The following is a 15,773-nucleotide window of genomic DNA, read 5'->3' on the forward strand; positions in this document are numbered from 1 at the left end:
CATGGCGGGCTGGCTGTCGTTGCGCCGCACGCCCCAGGAACGGCGCGACGTCCCGCTGCGCGGTTACAAGCTCGCGTACCCGATGCTCTCCGCCGACGGCACCGAAGCCGGGTTCACCGGGGTGTCGCTCGGCCGCACGCACGCCTACCGCGTGACCGCCGAGGCGAAGTGCGCGCAGAGCAGCCGCCACCAGAGCCCGTCCCGCCTGTGCGACTGCGGGTTCTACTGCTTCCACGAACTCGCCGACGCCCGCGCCCTGGCGTGCGATCCGCAGTACCAGCAGAGCGTGCTGCTGGAGGTGGACGCCGCGGGGCGGTACTTCCTGTACGAGCGGGGCGTGCGGTACTCGAAGCAGACGGTGACGGCCGTGCACGCCGGGTTGTGCGCGTGCGGGTGGCCGGCGCAGGTGTTCGTGGCGACCGGCACCGGGGTCGTGGGGTGGCGCAAGCTGCTGCCGGTGTGCTCGACGTGCGCGGGCAACCGGCCACCGCTGACGCTGGAGCACTTCAGCCGCCTGGCCGGGGTGCCCGTGCACCGGGACGACCGGGCGGTGGCGTTCACCACGGGCGCCACGACCGGCGGGCCGGAGCTGGTGCCGCTGCTGTCGGCGGAGGTGGCGCTGCTGCACGCGCGGCTGGACGAGCTGCAAACGCAGCTGGACAAGCTGACGAAGGGCAGCTGAGCCCGCGGGCCGGGCGGTTGGCTCCGGAACGGCCGCCTCGCGCCGGTGCCCGGAAACGACCACCCCGGAAGGTGACTTGCGCACCGTCCCGGGCCGTCACCGCGGCCCGTGCCCCCGCATAGTTGAGCCGCAACCCGAGCGGGTGGCCCGGCACGACCGGGCGAGTGGCTCACGCACCCTCGCGGAGGTGGCGCTGCTGCAAACGCAGCTGGACAAGCTGACGAAGGGCACCTGAGCCCGCGGAGCCCCGTCCGGGTGAATTTCCGCCCGTCAGCTGCCTGTCGGCGCGGCATCCGCGTAGTTCAGCCGCAGGCCGGGGCGCGGCCACTCCGTCGCGTAGAGCTTGCCGGCACCCGACGACGTGATGTACGCCGTCCGCAGGCCGGGGCCGCCGAAGCAGATGTTCGTCACGAACCGGTCCGGCTCCGGCGGCCGCACCACCTCCAGTAGCTCCCCCGCCGGGCTGAGCACGCTGATCCCGCCCGTCATGAGCGTCGCCACGCAGACGTTGCCCGCCGAATCCACCGCGAGCGAGTCGAGCATCTGGTAGCCGCCGAAACCGTGCAGCAACGCCGCCCCCGCGGGGCCGTGCACCCCACCCGGCGGGCGCGAAATCCGGCCCGGCCCGTCCACGTTCCAGAACCACACCCGCCCGGTCACCGTCTCCGCCGCGTACACCCGCGAACCGTCCGGGGACAGGCCCACCCCGTTCAGCCCGGTGAACCCGTAGGCGATCTCCGCGACCCGCGAACCGTCCGCCCGCGCGTAGTACAACCCACCGCGATCGCTCTCCCGCGGCCGGTGTTTGCCCAGGTCGGTGAAGTAGAACCCGCCGTGCGCGTCGAACACCAGGTCGTTGGGCCCGCGCAACGACCGCCCGTCCACCGACGTGTACAGCTCCGTCACCGCGCCGTCCCACGACACCCGCTGGACGCACCCGCCCCGGTAGTCCGGCGGCTGGTCCCCGGGCAGCGTCACCCCGCCGCGGTGGTGCCAGGCGAACCCGCCGTTGTTGCAGACGTAGACCGCCCCGTCCGGGCCGATCGCCGCGCCGTTCGGCCCGCCGCCGCAGTCCGCCACCACGGTCACCGACCCGTCCGGCCACACCCGCGACACCGTGCCGCGCTCGATCTCCACCACCAGCACCGAACCGTCGTCCAGCGCGACCGGCCCCTCCGGGAACCGCAGCCCGCTCGCGATCTCCCTCACTCCTGCTCCAGGTACTTCGGATTCGCCACCAGCACCCGGTCGGTCACGTCGGCCCGCACCGCCGCGACGACCTCCGCCACCGCCACGGCACCCGACCGCAACGCCCGCGCCAGCTCCGCGCGCGACGAGAACCCCAGCGCCGCCAGCCGTTCCCCGTGCCGCCGCTCCTGCCCGGCACCGCAACGCAACTCCCGCGAGACGATGCCCAGCACGTTCGCCGCCACCCGGGCCTGGAACGACAACCGCCCCTCGGTGCCCGGCATGACCTCGGCGCGCAGGAACTCCCCCACCGCTTCGACCAGCTCGGCCGCGCTCGGCCGGCCGTGCAGATCGGGCACCGGATCCGGCACCGCGTCGACCGGAACGGCGGGCACCCCGAGCGCGGTCAGCAGGTCGTGCTCCTGCTCGCACACCCGCCGCCCGACCGCCGCCAGCTCGACCGACCGGATGCGCCCGCTCAGGTGCCGGTCGGCCTGCCGCAGGCACAACACCGCCCACCGGACCGTCCCGAACACCTCCCACCAGCGCACCGCCGCCGGATCGGGCCGGAACCCGGCCACCTCGGCGTAGCCGTCCAGCAGCTCCTCCCGGCTGCCGAACCCGCCCACGGGCAGCGGCGAGCCGAACCGCCACGCCTTGACGCACAACCAGCCCAGGTCCTCCAGCGGGTCGCCGCGGTGCGCCAGCTCCCAGTCCAGCACGGCGGCGAGCCCGTCCGGGCCCACGATCAGGTTGCCGTTGCGGAAGTCGCCGTGCACGACGGTGTCCCCCGCCGGTTCCGGCCGATGTTCTCGCAGCCACCGCAGCCCGATTTCCAGCGACGGCAACGGCTGGCCGAGCGAGTCGTACAGCTCCACCAGCGAGTTCAGCGGATCCACCTCGGACAGTCCGGGCACGGCGGGCATCGCGTGGATCCGCGCCGCCACCCGGCCCAGCTCGGCGGCGAGCTTCGGCCGCACGTCCGCGAGCTCCGGTTCCCGCAGCAGCCGCCGGGGAATCGTCTCGCCGTCGACGTGCTCGGTGATCAGGTACGGCGAGCCCAGCACGTCCGCGCCGTGGTCCACCAGCCGCGGCACCGGGACACCGGCCTCGCGCGCGGCCCGGAACAACGCGGCCTCCTGCGCCATCTCCTCCGGACGGCACTCCCCCGGCGGGTCTCGCCGCAGCACCAGCCGCCCGCCGGGCTCGGCCGTGAACGCCCAGGTCTCCCGGCTCGCGCCACCGCTGAGCCGCCGCAGCCCGGTGATCTTCGCGCCCAGCCGCCGCCCCAGCGCCTCCGCCAGCCCGGTCATCGCCTGCCCGGCCCCGCGAACCCGAACAGGTACCCGGCGATCTTGCGCATCTGGATCTCCTCGGCGCCCTCGGTGATCCGGTAGCGGCGGTGGTGCCGGTAGATGTGCTCGAACGGGGTGTGCCGGGTGTAGCCGAGCCCGCCGTGCACCTGCATGGCGCGGTCGGCGGCTTCGCACACCAGCCGGTTGGCGCGGTAGTTGCACATCGACACCTTGTCGCTGATCAGCAGGTGGTCGGTGCGGTCGAGTTCCCACGCGGTCTTGCGCACGAGCGTGCGCACCAGCTCGGCCTCGGTCTGCAGCTCGACCAGCGGCCACTGGATCGCCTGCCGCTCGGCCAGCGGGCGGCCGAACGTGCGGCGTTCCCGCGCGTAGTCCACGCTGCGGTCGATGCAGTACTGCGCGGCCCCGACCCCGGAGGCGGCCTGCCGGATGCGGTTCTCGTGCACGAAGTGCTGCGCCAGCGCCAGCAGGCGGCCGACCTCGCCGAACACCGCCGTCGACGGCACCCGGACGTCGGTCAGCGTCACCTCGGCGTGGTCGGTCGGCATGTTGAACGTCCACCAGTGGAAGTCCACGGAGAACCCGGGCGTGCCGGTGGGCACGATGAACGCGGTGATGCCGCGTGGATCGCCGCCCGCGCCGGAGGTGCGGGCGAAGATGACGTCGTGGGTGGCGGAGTGCAGGCCGGAGTTGAACCGCTTGGCGCCGTTGAGGATCCAGTCGTCGCCGTCGCACACCGCGGTGGTCTCCAGCCAGGTCGCGTCGCTGCCGTGGTCCGGTTCGGTCAGTCCGAACGCGACCCGTTTGCGGCCGGTGATCATGTCCTCGACGAACTCGCTCTGCTGCTCCGGCGTGCCGGCGGCGAGGAACATGTGCACGAACGGGAAGTTGCCCACCACCGAGGATTCGTTCTGCAGGTCGTTGTGCAGACCGAGCCCCTTCGCCGCGAGGTGCTCGCGGATCACCGCCATGTCGAGGTTGCTGCCGTCGCCGCCGCCGACCGACTTCGGCAGCCCGTACCGCAGCCAGCCCGCCCGGTCGGCGCGCCGGAACATCTCCCGCAGCAGCTCCTCCCACTCCGGGCGGGGCGTGCCGCCGGCTTCGAAATCGGTGCGGGCGTACTCGCGGCGGTGGTCGAAGAAGCGTTCGTTGTCGTCCTGGCGTTGCAGGGGCCAGATCTCGTCCGCGAGGAACCGGTCGAGGTCGGTGAGCAGCTGCCGCAGCGCCCCGGGCAACTCGAAGTCCATCAGGCAACTCCTTGCGTGGCGGGAGAAACGTGGGGCACTATCCGCGGATGACCAACCCGTTCGACCTCACCGGCACGCGTCCGTCGTCACCGGCGGCAATTCCGGGATCGGCCTCGCGATGGCCGGCGCGCTCGCCGCCGCCGGCGCCGACGTCGCCATCTGGGGCACCAACCCCGAACGCAACGACACGGCCGTCGCCCAGCTGTCCCGGCACGGCACGACGGTGCTCGCCGTTCGCTGCGACGTGGGCGACGAGGACGAAGTCGAGTCCGCGATGGCGCGCAGCGTGGAAGCGCTGGGGCGCCTGGATTCCTGCTTCGTCAACGCCGGGGTGGGCGGCGCGGGCAGCCGGTTCACCGAGACGTCGCTGGCGGAGTTCCGCCGCGTCACCCGGGTGGACCTGGACGGCGCGTTCCTGACCCTGCGGGCGGCGGCGCGGGTGATGCTGGCGCAGGGCACCGGCGGCAGCCTGGTCGGCACCTCCAGCGTGGCGGCGGTGCAGGGCCAGCCGCGCGGGCAGGCGTACGCGGCGAGCAAGGCCGGGCTGACCGCGATGATCAAGTCGATCGCGGTCGAGCTGGCCCGGCACGGCATCCGCGCCAACGCGATCCTGCCCGGCTGGGTGCACACGCCGCTGGCGGCCCCGGCGCTGGACTCGGAAGGGTTCCAGCGCCGGGTGCTGCCGCGGATGCCGGTCGGGCGCTGGGGCAGGCCGGACGACTTCGGCGCGCTCGCCGTGTACCTGGCCAGCCCGGCCAGCGCCTTCCACACCGCCGACACGATCACCGTCGACGGCGGCTACCTCAGCTTCTGACCCCGCGAGTCCCACACTCAGGACCGCGAGTCCCACATTCAGGGCCGCGAGTTCCACATTCGGCCGCAGCACGACACCGCCGCGAACGTGGAACTCACGCGCGGGAACGTGGAACTCGCGCGCGGGAACGTGGAACTCGCGCGCGGGAACGTGGGACTCGCGGGGCGGGCTCACGGGGTCCCGGGGAAGGGTGGCACACCGGAGGGGTAGTCCGTGGACACGCGGCCCGGGAAGGTCGGCGCGCGTTTTTCCAGGAACGCCATCACGCCTTCCATCGCGTCCTTGCCGGCGCCGAGCTGCAGCAGCGCGCGGGAGTCCGCGCGGTGGGCGTCCCACGGCGTGGGTGAGCCGAGCATGCCCCACAGCAGCTGCCGCGACACCGCGACCGACACCGCCGACGTGTTGTCCGCGACCTCCCGGGCGATCGACATCGCCGCCGGGATCAGCTCGTCCGGCGGCACGACCCGCGAGACCAGCCCGCCGGCGCGCGCCTCGGCCGCGTCGAACACCCGCCCGGTCGCCACCCACTCCATCGCCTGCGAGATGCCGACGACCCGCGGCAGGAACCACGACGACGCGGCCTCCAGCAGGATCCCGCGTCGCGCGAACACGAACCCGAACCTGGCGTTCTCGCTGGCGATCCGGATGTCCATCGACAGCGACATCGTCACGCCGACACCCACCGCGGGCCCGTTGAACGCACCGATGACGACCTTCTTGCACGCCGCGATCCGCAGCGCCACCGCGCCACCGGCGTCCCGCGGCACACCGTCGATCTCGCCGAACCCCTCGACGTCGCCGATCGCGTCCTTGTTGAACGTGCCCGCGCCCCGCTCCAGGTCCGCGCCCGCGCAGAACCCGCGCCCGGCGCCGGTGACCACCACCACGCGCACCGAGTCGTCCGCGTCGGCCTCGTCGAACGCCGCGACCAGCTCGTGTGCCATCTCCAGCGTGAACGCGTTGAGCCGCACCGGCCGGTTCAACGTGATCGTGGCGATCCCGTCGGAGACCTCGTAGATGATCTCGTCGTAACTCACCGCACCGCCCATCGTCCCGTGTACACCGCTTCGGTCTTGCTGAGGAACGCCTCGAACGCGGCCGGCGCGTCCTCGGTCGCGAAGTTCACCGTCTGCGCTCGTGCCTCGCCCTCCAGGGCTTCGCGCAGCGTCCGGCTCGCGCCCTCTTCGAGCAGCCGTTTGCTCAGCGCCAGCGCGATCGGCGGCGCCTCGGCCAGCTCCGCCGCCAGGCCGTCCACAAAGGAATCGAGCTCGCCGTCCGGCTGGATCCAGGTGACCAGGCCGAGGTCGTGCGCCTCGGCCACGCCGATCATCTCGGCCCGCAACGCGAGCCGTTTCGCCTGCTGCAACCCGACGAGCCGGGGCAGCAGCCACGAGCCACCGAAGTCGAGCGACAGCCCGCGGCGGGCGAAGATCTGGCTGAACCGCGCCCGCTCGGTGGCCACCACCAGATCACACCCCAGCGCGAGGTTCCAGCCCGCCCCGACCGCGACGCCGTCTACCTTCGCGATCGTCGGCTTCGAGATCTCGTTCAGCGCCAGCGCGACGTCGTTGACCCGGTGCATCCGGGTCAACGGGTGGTCCTTGCGGTCCGCGGACAGGTCGGCGCCCGCGCAGAAGTCACCACCCGCGCCGGTGACCACGACTACCCGCACGTCGTCGTCCCGCTCGGCCCGGTGGAACGCGTCGTACAGCCCGTCCCACATCGCCTGGTCGATCGCGTTCTTGCGGTGCGGCCGGTTCAGGGTCACGGTCAGCACCGCGCCCGCCCGGTCGAGCAGCACCGGCTGGTCCGTCACGAAACACCGTCCAGCCGCCGCGCGAGCCGGGCCAGCTGCTCGTCGTGGCCGCCGAACAACAGCTCGCTGCTCTTGGCCCGCTTGTAGCAGAGGTGCGCGTCGTGCTCCCAGGTGTAGCCGATGCCGCCGTGCAGCTGGAGCCCGGACGCCGCCGCCGCGAAGTAGGCGGGCCCGGTGAACACCTGCGTGGTGGCCGCGGCCAGCGGCAGCGCGTCCGGGTCGTGGTCGGCGGTCCACGCGGCGTGCCGCAGCAGGGATTCCGCGCGTTCACTCGTGCTGTAGAGGTCCGCGCAGGCGTGCTTGACCGCCTGGTAGGAGCCGATGGCGCGGCCGAACTGCACCCGCACCTTGGCGTACTCCACGGTGGTCTCCAGCACCTTCGCGATGCCGCCGACCTGCTCCGCGGCCAGCGCCACGGACGCGAGGTCACGCACCTTCTCCAGCACCGCGGCCGGATCCGCGGTGTCGACTCTCCGCGCCGGGGTGCCCGCGAAGTCCAGTTTCGCCTGCCCGCGCGTGGGGTCCAAAGTGGTCAATGGCGTGCGCCGCGCGTCCTCAGCGACGAACCAGCCGTCGGCCGAGTACACCACGAAGACGTCGGCCACGTCACCGGAGATCACGAACGGCGCGTGCCCGTCGAGCACCCAGCCGCCGTCCCGCTCGGTCGCGGTCACCGGCGCCGGGCCCCAGGACTCGGACACGGCCAGCGCGCCGATCTTCTCCCCGACCGCCAGCGCGGGCAGGACCTCGGTGTCCCCCAGCGCCACCAGCGCGTCGGCCGCGAGCACCGCGGAGGCGAAGAACGGCACCGGCGCGAGCGCGCGGCCCAGTTCCTCCAGCACCACGCACCGTTCGACGTGCCCGGCGCCCGCGCCGCCCTGGTCCTCGGGCACGACCAGCCCGGTCAGGCCCAGCTCGGCCAGGTGCCGCCACAACACGGCGTCGTAGGTCTCGTCACCGTCCACCACGGACCGGACGTCGCTGTGGTCGGCGAGCAGTTTGCGCACCGTCGACCGCAGTTGCTGTTGTTCGGTGTCGAGCACCAGCTGCACGATCCCTCTCCTTTCAGGCGGGTCGCTGCGTGCCCACCCGCAGCTCGCGGAAGGGCACGTCGCGGTCGACGACGGGTTCGCGGGGCAGGCCGAGGATGCGGTCCCCGATGATGGTGCGCTGGATCTGGTCGGTGCCACCGGCGATGCTCGACGACGGCGTCTGGTTGATCGCCAGCGCCAGTTCGTCCCCGGCCGCGTCGCCCGGCTCCCACGCCGTGGCCCGCGGCCCGGCGATCAGCCCGGCGACCGCGACGGCCTGCTGTTGCAGCTGTGCACCGGCGAGCTTGGCCACCGACCCGCGCGCGCCCGGCGGGGACCCGGCCTCGGCCTCCTGCCGCAGCCGCGTGTTGAACAGCGCCAGCGCCCGCTCCGCCGCGTACAGCTTCGCGAGTTCGGCTCGCACCACGGGATCGGCGTCGCGCCCGTACCGGCGCGCGGTCTCGGCGAGGTTCGCGTGGGCCAGCGGGTCGTGCCGCTTGCGGACGAACCCGCCGATCGACACGCGCTCGTGACCGAGCATGGTCACCGCGGCGAGCCAGCCCTGCCCGACCTGGCCGAGCACCGCGTCCGCGGGCAGACGCAGGTTCTCGAAGTACACCTCGTTGAACGGCGCGCGCCCGGTCATGTCCTTGAGCGGCCGCACCGTCACGGCCGGGTCGTGCATGTCGATGAGGAACATCGTCAGGCCCTGGTGCTTGGGCACGTCCGGGTCGGTGCGGGCGAGCAACGCACCGAAGTCGGCCAGGTGCGCGACCGTCGTCCACACCTTCTGCCCGTTGATCACCCACTCGTCCCCGTCGCGGACCGCACGGGTCTGCAGGCTCGCGACGTCGGACCCGGCGCCCGGCTCGGAGAACAGCTGGCACCAGATCTCGTCACCACGCAGCAGCGGCGGGATGTAGCGCGCCTTCTGCTCGGGTGTGCCCAGGTCGAGGATCGTCGGCCCGCACATGCCCATGCCGATCCGGAACACCGAGTTGGGCAGGTCGTAGCGGGCCGACTCCTGGTCGAAGACCTGCTGTTCGGCCGCGGTGAGGCCCTGACCGCCGAACTCCGCCGGCCAGGTGATCCCGGCCAGCCCCGCGTCGTAGAGCGCGGCCTGGAACCGCTTGGCGGTCGCCAGTTCCTCGTCGCCGGGGACGTTCTCGGCGAGCCACGCCCGGACCTTCTCGCGGAACTCGCTCATGCGACCAGCTCCAGGATGGTGGCGTTGGCCTGGCCGCCGCCCTCGCACATGGTCTGCAGGCCGTAGCGGATGCCGGCGGCACGCATGTGGTGCACGAGCGTGGTCATGATGCGCGCGCCGCTCGCGCCGAGCGGGTGGCCGAGGGCGATCGCGCCGCCGTGCGGGTTGAGGGACTTGGCATCGGCGCCGGTCTCGGCCAGCCACGCCATCGGCACCGGCGCGAACGCCTCGTTGACCTCGAACACGCCGATGTCGGAAATCGACAAGCCACTGCGCTGCAAGGCCTTCTTCGTCGCCGGGATGGGCGCGGTCAGCATGATCACCGGATCGTCGCCCGCGAGCACCGCGGTGTGCACGCGTGCGATCGGCCGCAGGCCGAGCTGGGCCGCCTTCTCACTGGTCGTCATCAGCAGGGCGGCGGCGCCGTCGCTGATCTGCGAGCTGTTGCCCGCCGTGATGACGCCGTCCTCGCGGAACGCGGGCTTGAGCCCGGCCAGCTTCTCCAGCGAACCGCCGCGGCGCACGCCCTCGTCGGCGGTGACGTCCGCGATCGGCAGCAGCACCGCGTCGAAGGCGCCCGCGTCCTGCGCGGCGGCGGCCTTCTCGTGCGAGGCGAGGGAGAACTCGTCGACCTGGGTGCGGCTGAACCCCCACCGCTCGACGATCATCTCCGCGCCGATGCCCTGGTTGGGCCGCACCCCGCCGTACCGGGCGAGGACCTGCTCGCCCAGCGGGTTCCTGCCCTGCGCGGAGAAGCCCATCGGCACCCGGCTCATCGATTCGACACCGCCTGCCACCACCACGTCGTAGTGCCCGGCGATCAGCCCGGCGGCGGCGAAGTGCACGCTCTGCTGGGACGACCCGCACTGCCGGTCCACGGTCACGCCGGTCACGCTCTCCGGCCAGCCCGCGGCGAGCACGGCGTTGCGGCCGATGTCGCCGGTCTGCTCACCGGCCTGGCTCACGCACCCCCACACCACGTCGTCGATCTCGGCCGGATCGAGCCCGGACCGCTCCGCCAGACCACGCAGCACGTGTGCCGACAGGTCCACCGGGTGCACGCCGGACAGGCCGCCCTCGCGCTTGCCCACGGGGGTGCGCACCGCTTCCACGATCACCGCGTCTCGCACGGCTCCTCCTTCACTCGGCCGCGGCCGGAGCCACGTACTTCTCCTTGAGCCGCCGCTTCACCAACTTGCCCGTCGGCGTGCGGGGCAGTTCGTCCACGAAGTCCACGCTGCGCGGCGCCTTGTAGTGGGCGATCCGCTCGCGGACGTAGGCCAGCAGCTCGGCCGCCAGCTCCGGACCGGGCGTGGCGCCGGGCGCGGGCTGGACGAACGCCTTGACCGCCTCGCCCATCTCCTCGTCCGGCACGCCGATCACCCCGACGTCGAACACCGCGGGGTGCAGCGCGAGCGCGTCCTCGACCTCCTGCGGGTAGATGTTCACCCCGCCGGAGATGATCATGAACGCCTTGCGGTCGGTCAGGTGGAGGAAGCCGTCCTCGTCGAGGTAGCCGACGTCGCCGGTGGTCGTCCAGGTTTCGTGCTCGGGGTGCTGCGCCTCGCGGGTCTTGTCCGGGTCACCGTGGTAGGTGAACGGGACCTCGTCGCGTTCGAAGTAGACGGTGCCGATCTCCCCGGGCGGCAGCAGCTCGCCCGCGTCGTCGCAGATGTGGGCGACGCCGACCACCGCGCGGCCCACCGAGCCGGGCTTGGCGAGCCACTGCTCGCTGTCGATGAACGTCATCCCGGCGCCCTCGGTGGAGGCGTAGTACTCGTAGAGGACCGGCCCCCACCAGTCGATCATCGCGCGCTTGACCTCGACCGGGCACGGCGCGGCGGCGTGCACCGCGACGCGGTGGCTGGACAGGTCGTAGCGGCCGCGCACCTCGCCGGGCAGCTTGAGCATCCGGACGAACATCGTCGGCACCCACTGGCTGTGCGTGACGCGGTGGGTCTCGATGGCGCGCAGCGCGGCTTCGGCGTCGAAGCGTTCCATCATCACCACCGTGCCGCCGAGGCGCTGTGCGGTCGCGCCGAACCGCAGCGGCGCGGCGTGGTAGACCGGCGCCGGGGACAGGTAGACCGTGTCCGGGCCGAAGCCGTACATGTGCTGCAGGACCGGGGTCAGCACGTCGCCCGGCTCGTCCACCTGGCGGTCCGGCAGGTCGACCTTGATGCCCTTCGGGCGGCCCGTGGTGCCGGACGAGTAGAGCATGTCCGCCCCGGCCGGCTGGTCCGCCGGGCGCTCGGGCGAGCCGGTGGCGAGGAAGTCGTCGAAGTCCGCGTACCCGTCGGCCGCGCCGCCGTAGACGAGCTTGACCGGCACGTCCGGGAGCAGCTCGGCGACCGCGGCGGCCAGCGGGCCCAGTGCGGCGGAGACGACCAGGGCCCGCGCGCCGGAGTCGGTGACGATGTAGGCGACCTCGCCCGGGGACAGGTGGCTGTTCACCGCGGCGAGGTAGCGGCCGGAGCGCAGGGCGGCCCAGTAGACCTCGTAGGCGCGCACCGAGTTGTCGCTGAGCAGGGCGACGGTGTCGCCACGGCCGAGGCCGGCGCGGGTCAGGGCGTCGGCGAGGCGGGTGGACCGCTCGTCGAGCTCGCCGTAGGTCAGCCGCTCGCCTGAACCCGCCATGATCACGGCGGGCTTGCCGGGATCGGCGTCGGCGTGGGTACCCGGGTACATGCGGCTCCTCCTCGAACCGTGGGACTCCCCTGCGAGAGTGCAAGGTTCCGGCGTAACAGTCAACACCGACTGTTAACGGCTATGGTGATCGGCGTGGTGACCGAAACCCGGAACCGGCAGGACCGCGCGACGAGCACGCGCACGTTGATCCTGGACGCGGCCGTGGCGTGCCTGGTCGAGCTGGGCTACGCGGGCGCGTCCACATTGGCCATCCAGGCCAAGGCCGGCGTGTCCCGTGGCCGCCTGCTGCACCACTTCCCGTCCCGGGACGAGCTGCTGGTCGCGGCCTCCCAGCACCTGACGGCGACCCGGCTCGCCCAGACCGAGGTGCGGGTCGCCGAGCAGCTCGCCGACGCGCCGGAGGGCCCGCGGCGGGTCGAGCGGTGCATCGAGCTGCTGTGGACGACCTTCCACGAGCCGCCGTTCTGGGCCGCGGTCGAGCTGTGGACGGCGGCGCGGACCAACCCGGCGCTCGCGGCGGCGCTGCGGCCGGAGGAGCGGGCGCTGCGGGAGGCGATCCGCGAGGTCGGCGACCGGATCTGGGGACCGGCGGTGTGCGCCCACCCGAACTACCCCGAGCTGCGCGAACTGCTGTTCACGAGCATGCGGGGCGCGGCGCTGCCCTACACCTTCGAACGCCACCGGGACCCGGCGAACGATCCGCACGTCCCGCTGTGGAAGTCGCTGGCGCACCGCCTGCTCTTCACTGACGGTCAGTGTTGACTGTTTCGCCGCGGGCACGGTAGAAACGCGGTACCTGACCCGCCGGATCGCCGAGGTTGCCGATGCCCGGAGTTGTCGAAGTACCCCGCCTGCTCGGGCGCGGGATGACCATGGGCGACCAGCTCGCCCGCCACGCCCGCACCCAGGGCGGCCAGCCCGCCTTCTCGTTCGAGGGCACCACCCTCACCTACGGCCAGTTCGACACGCGCGTGAGCCGGCTGGCGAACGCGTTGCGCGACCGGGGCGTCGGCTACGGCGACCGGGTGGTCGTGCTCGGCCTGAACACGCTGGAGGTGCTGGAGACCTACTTCGCGTCGACGCGCCTGGGCGCGATCTGCGTGCCGGTGAACTTCCGGCTCGTGGCCGACGAGATCGCCTACGTGCTCGCCGACAGCGGGGCCCGGGCCAGCGTGGTGCACGCTCCGCTCGCCCCGGCGCTGGCGAAGGCGCGCGAGCAGGTCGGCGACCGGGGCCCGTGCCTGGTGTTCGGCGGCGCGTTCGAGGGCATGGCGGACTACGCGGAGGCGCTGGCCGCGGCGTCGCCGGAGTTCGACGAGATCACGGTGGACGAGCAGGACCCGGCGTTCATCATGTACACCTCGGGCACCACGGGACGGCCGAAGGGCGCCGTGCTCACCCATTACAACCTGCTGATGCACGCGTTCAGCAACATGGCGACGCTGGGCACCGGGCCGGAGGACAAGGTGTGGCTGGCCGCCGCGCCGCTGTTCCACATCGCCGGGCTGTCCGGGATGCTGCCGAACCTGCTGCTCGGCGGCCGGACGGTGCTGCTGCCGAGCGGCCGGTTCGACCCGGTCGCGGTGGTGGACCTGATGGAGCGCGAGCGGGTGTCGTCGGTGTTCCTGGTGCCGGCGCAGTGGCAGGCGATCGTGAACGTGTCCGGGATCCGCGAGCGCGATCTGTCTGCGCTGTCGAAGATCTCGTGGGGCGCGGCGCCGGCGTCGACGACCCTGCTGCGCACGATGATCGACACGTTCCCCCAGGCCGAGGTGACGACGGCGTTCGGGCAGACCGAGTGCAGCCCGGTGACCACACTGCTGCGCGGCGAGGACTCGATCCGCAAGATCGGGTCGGTCGGCAAGCCGATGCTCAACGTCGAGGTGCGCGTGGTCGACGACGACATGAACGACGTGCCGCGGGGCGAGGTCGGGGAGATCGTCTACCGCAGCCCGATGGTGATGAAGGAGTACTGGAACAAGCCGGCCGAGACGGCGGAGGCGTTCCGCGGCGGCTGGTTCCACTCCGGTGACCTGGTGCGGCAGGACGAGGACGGCTACTACTTCGTGGTGGACCGCAAGAAGGACATGATCATCTCCGGTGGGGAGAACATCTACTGCGCCGAGGTGGAGAACGTCCTGGCGGCGCACCCGAAGATCGGCGAGGTGGCGTTGATCGGCGTGCCGGACGACAGGTGGGGCGAGACGCCGCTGGCGGTGATCGCGCCACGCACCCCTGGCGACGCGCCCACGGCCGCGGAGCTGGAGGAGTGGTGCCTCGACCGGTTGGCGCGGTACAAGCGGCCGCGCCGGATCGCGGTGGTGCCCGCCCTGCCGCGGAACCCGAGCGGGAAGGTGCTGAAGACGCAGCTGCGGGCCGACCGGGAGGCGGGCAAGCTGCCGATCGAATCGGCCTAGCCGCCGGTCAGGGCCTTGACGACGCGGGACGGGCTGGGGCGGCCGAGCCGCTGTGCCATCCAGGCGCTCGTCCGCACGAGCGCGTCCAGGTCCACGCCGTGCTCGATGCCCAGGCCGTCGAGCATCCAGACCAGGTCCTCGGTGGCCAGGTTGCCGGTGGCGGCCTTCGCGTAGGGGCAGCCGCCGAGGCCGCCCGCGGAGGAGTCCACTGTGGTCACTCCGGCCCTCAGGGCGGCGAGCGTGTTGGACAGCGCCTGGCCGTAGGTGTCGTGGAAGTGCACGGCGAGCTGGGAGACGTCGCCGAACGCGCCGAGGACCGCCTCGACGTGCCCCGGCGTGGCGACGCCGATCGTGTCCCCGAGGGAGAGCTGGAAGCAGCCCATGTCGAGCAGCCGCCGCCCGGCGGCCGCGACCTGCTCGACGGGCACGGCGCCCTCCCACGGGTCGCCGAAGCACATGGAGAGGTAGGCGCGCACCTCGAGCCCTTCGTGGCGGGCCCGCCGCACGACCGGCTCGAACATGGCGAACTGCTCGTCGAACGAGCGGTTGAGGTTCTTGCGCGCGAAGGTCTCGGTGGCGCTGCCGAAGATGGCGATCGCTTCCACGCCCAGCGCCAGGGCCCGGTCGAGGCCGCGCTCGTTGGGGACGAGGACGGGGTACTTCACGCCCGGGCGCCGGTCGAGCTTCGCGAGCAGGTCATCGGCGTCGGCGAGCTGCGGGACCCACTTCGGGTGGACGAAACTGGTCGCCTCGAGGGTCGTCAGCCCCGCCGCGGCGAGCCGGTCGAGGAACTCGAGCTTGGTGTCCAGGCCGATCACGGTCTGCTCGTTCTGCAGCCCGTCCCGCGGCCCGACCTCCCAGATCGCAACCCGAGCGGGCAACTCGCCCCGGGACGCCTCCCGCTGGGGCAGCCCCAGCTCACGCACACTCGCCACAGGAACAGGTTAACGCTGACTAACGCAGACGTCCAGCCGCGCAGCGCACACAGCGAAGCTGGGTGGTCATCCCGGAGCCTGACACCGGACGATCACCTTGAGCCAGGGCCGCAACCCGGGCTGGGTCGTGAGTTGGCATGCCAACCTTGCGGCCCTGGCTCAAGGTGATATGCACAAACCGGAAGGCGACGGGATGACCACCCAGCGACCACCCCGTCAAGGTGACGTGCCTGCATTCCCCGTCATCCCGGAGCCTGCCCGTCCGGCGAGGACATCTTTTGATCTTTAGAGGTGGCTGGGGGCAGACGAAGAGCCCGCCCTGCGGGCGGGAAAACCAGGGCGCCTACGGCGCCTGACGGTCACCTTGGGTGCCACCTCCCCCGCCCCCTCTCGTTGAGTGTGTATTGGTCGCCGAGCAGCGGCGTCAAGGCGGGAAAGAGTACCTTGACGCCGCTGCTCGGCGACCAATAC

The 15,773-nt window shown here is 72.4% G+C and carries 15 protein-coding genes; 5 read left to right on the top strand and 10 right to left on the bottom strand.

Annotation, left to right across the window (positions count from 1 at the left end; translation table 11 throughout):
• The first annotated feature begins 1 nt into the window (after window position 1).
• Complete coding sequence (locus D0D28_RS06660) at window positions 2-682, top strand: hypothetical protein (protein ID WP_094004861.1); 681 nt, start codon at window positions 2-4, stop codon at window positions 680-682.
• Window positions 683-758: 76 nt separating this feature from the next.
• Window positions 759-917, top strand: coding sequence for a hypothetical protein (locus D0D28_RS35535; RefSeq protein ID WP_162830998.1), 159 nt, complete (start codon window positions 759-761; stop codon window positions 915-917).
• Window positions 918-952: 35 nt separating this feature from the next.
• On the opposite strand, the gene D0D28_RS06665 is transcribed toward D0D28_RS35535, so the two are convergent.
• From D0D28_RS06665 to D0D28_RS06675, 3 genes are read right to left on the bottom strand one after another with little or no spacing between them, the layout of a single operon-like run.
• Window positions 953-1,891, bottom strand: a complete 939-nt coding sequence (locus D0D28_RS06665) for an SMP-30/gluconolactonase/LRE family protein (protein ID WP_116110077.1) — start codon at window positions 1,889-1,891, stop codon at window positions 953-955.
• The gene (locus tag D0D28_RS06670) at window positions 1,888-3,183 is read right to left on the bottom strand and encodes a phosphotransferase family protein (RefSeq protein ID WP_116110078.1); all 1,296 of its coding nucleotides are present in this window, start codon (window positions 3,181-3,183) and stop codon (window positions 1,888-1,890) included. Before D0D28_RS06670 ends, D0D28_RS06665 begins: the two co-directional genes overlap by 4 nt.
• On the bottom strand, window positions 3,180-4,433 hold the full coding sequence (locus tag D0D28_RS06675) for an acyl-CoA dehydrogenase family protein (RefSeq protein WP_116110079.1): 1,254 nt from the start codon (window positions 4,431-4,433) through the stop codon (window positions 3,180-3,182). The genes D0D28_RS06670 and D0D28_RS06675 overlap by 4 nt, the downstream gene beginning before the upstream one ends.
• A gap of 118 nt (window positions 4,434-4,551) precedes the next feature.
• Between D0D28_RS06675 and D0D28_RS06680 the strand changes: the two genes are divergently transcribed.
• A complete protein-coding gene (locus D0D28_RS06680) occupies window positions 4,552-5,247 on the top strand; it encodes an SDR family NAD(P)-dependent oxidoreductase (protein ID WP_240323114.1) in 696 nt (231 codons plus the stop codon).
• A gap of 170 nt (window positions 5,248-5,417) precedes the next feature.
• On the opposite strand, the gene D0D28_RS06685 is transcribed toward D0D28_RS06680, so the two are convergent.
• From D0D28_RS06685 to D0D28_RS06710, 6 genes are read right to left on the bottom strand one after another with little or no spacing between them, the layout of a single operon-like run.
• Window positions 5,418-6,296 (bottom strand): enoyl-CoA hydratase-related protein, encoded by an 879-nt coding sequence (locus D0D28_RS06685; protein ID WP_116110080.1) that lies wholly within the window; start codon window positions 6,294-6,296, stop codon window positions 5,418-5,420.
• Window positions 6,281-7,063: an enoyl-CoA hydratase/isomerase family protein gene (locus tag D0D28_RS06690; RefSeq protein WP_116110081.1), complete on the bottom strand. Its 783-nt coding sequence runs from the start codon at window positions 7,061-7,063 to the stop codon at window positions 6,281-6,283. Before D0D28_RS06690 ends, D0D28_RS06685 begins: the two co-directional genes overlap by 16 nt.
• On the bottom strand, window positions 7,060-8,115 hold the full coding sequence (locus D0D28_RS06695; RefSeq protein ID WP_116110082.1) for an acyl-CoA dehydrogenase family protein: 1,056 nt from the start codon (window positions 8,113-8,115) through the stop codon (window positions 7,060-7,062). Before D0D28_RS06695 ends, D0D28_RS06690 begins: the two co-directional genes overlap by 4 nt.
• A gap of 13 nt (window positions 8,116-8,128) precedes the next feature.
• Complete coding sequence (locus D0D28_RS06700) at window positions 8,129-9,301, bottom strand: acyl-CoA dehydrogenase family protein (protein WP_116110083.1); 1,173 nt, start codon at window positions 9,299-9,301, stop codon at window positions 8,129-8,131.
• Complete coding sequence (locus D0D28_RS06705) at window positions 9,298-10,431, bottom strand: thiolase family protein (protein WP_116110084.1); 1,134 nt, start codon at window positions 10,429-10,431, stop codon at window positions 9,298-9,300. The genes D0D28_RS06700 and D0D28_RS06705 overlap by 4 nt, the downstream gene beginning before the upstream one ends.
• Window positions 10,432-10,441: 10 nt before the next feature.
• Window positions 10,442-11,989 (bottom strand): acyl-CoA synthetase, encoded by a 1,548-nt coding sequence (locus D0D28_RS06710; RefSeq protein ID WP_094004851.1) that lies wholly within the window; start codon window positions 11,987-11,989, stop codon window positions 10,442-10,444.
• A 93-nt stretch (window positions 11,990-12,082) separates the two neighbouring features.
• Here D0D28_RS06710 and D0D28_RS06715 point away from each other — a divergent pair, with 93 nt between their 5' ends.
• A complete protein-coding gene (locus tag D0D28_RS06715; protein ID WP_240323115.1) occupies window positions 12,083-12,712 on the top strand; it encodes a TetR/AcrR family transcriptional regulator in 630 nt (209 codons plus the stop codon).
• 62 nt (window positions 12,713-12,774) lie between these two features.
• The gene (locus D0D28_RS06720; protein WP_116110086.1) at window positions 12,775-14,367 is read left to right on the top strand and encodes a long-chain-fatty-acid--CoA ligase; all 1,593 of its coding nucleotides are present in this window, start codon (window positions 12,775-12,777) and stop codon (window positions 14,365-14,367) included.
• Here D0D28_RS06720 and D0D28_RS06725 read toward each other — a convergent pair.
• Complete coding sequence (locus D0D28_RS06725; protein ID WP_162830999.1) at window positions 14,364-15,302, bottom strand: hydroxymethylglutaryl-CoA lyase; 939 nt, start codon at window positions 15,300-15,302, stop codon at window positions 14,364-14,366. The genes D0D28_RS06720 and D0D28_RS06725 overlap by 4 nt on opposite strands.
• Window positions 15,303-15,773: the final 471 nt, after the last annotated feature.

Source organism: Amycolatopsis ruanii, assembly GCF_003385175.1.
In the GTDB taxonomy this organism is placed as follows: domain Bacteria; phylum Actinomycetota; class Actinomycetes; order Mycobacteriales; family Pseudonocardiaceae; genus Amycolatopsis_E; species Amycolatopsis_E thermalba.

Excerpts from the sequence above, each read along its gene's own strand:
- D0D28_RS06660 (WP_094004861.1), top strand. The coding sequence starts at position 2 with ATGGCGGGCTGGCTGTCGTTGCGCCGCACGCCCCAGGAACGGCGCGAC.
- D0D28_RS06670 (WP_116110078.1), bottom strand. The coding sequence starts at position 3,183 with ATGACCGGGCTGGCGGAGGCGCTGGGGCGGCGGCTGGGCGCGAAGATC.
- D0D28_RS06675 (WP_116110079.1), bottom strand. The coding sequence starts at position 4,433 with ATGGACTTCGAGTTGCCCGGGGCGCTGCGGCAGCTGCTCACCGACCTC.
- D0D28_RS06680 (WP_240323114.1), top strand. The coding sequence starts at position 4,552 with ATGGCCGGCGCGCTCGCCGCCGCCGGCGCCGACGTCGCCATCTGGGGC.
- D0D28_RS06685 (WP_116110080.1), bottom strand. The coding sequence starts at position 6,296 with ATGGGCGGTGCGGTGAGTTACGACGAGATCATCTACGAGGTCTCCGAC.
- D0D28_RS06700 (WP_116110083.1), bottom strand. The coding sequence starts at position 9,301 with ATGAGCGAGTTCCGCGAGAAGGTCCGGGCGTGGCTCGCCGAGAACGTC.
- D0D28_RS06710 (WP_094004851.1), bottom strand. The coding sequence starts at position 11,989 with ATGTACCCGGGTACCCACGCCGACGCCGATCCCGGCAAGCCCGCCGTG.
- D0D28_RS06720 (WP_116110086.1), top strand. The coding sequence starts at position 12,775 with ATGCCCGGAGTTGTCGAAGTACCCCGCCTGCTCGGGCGCGGGATGACC.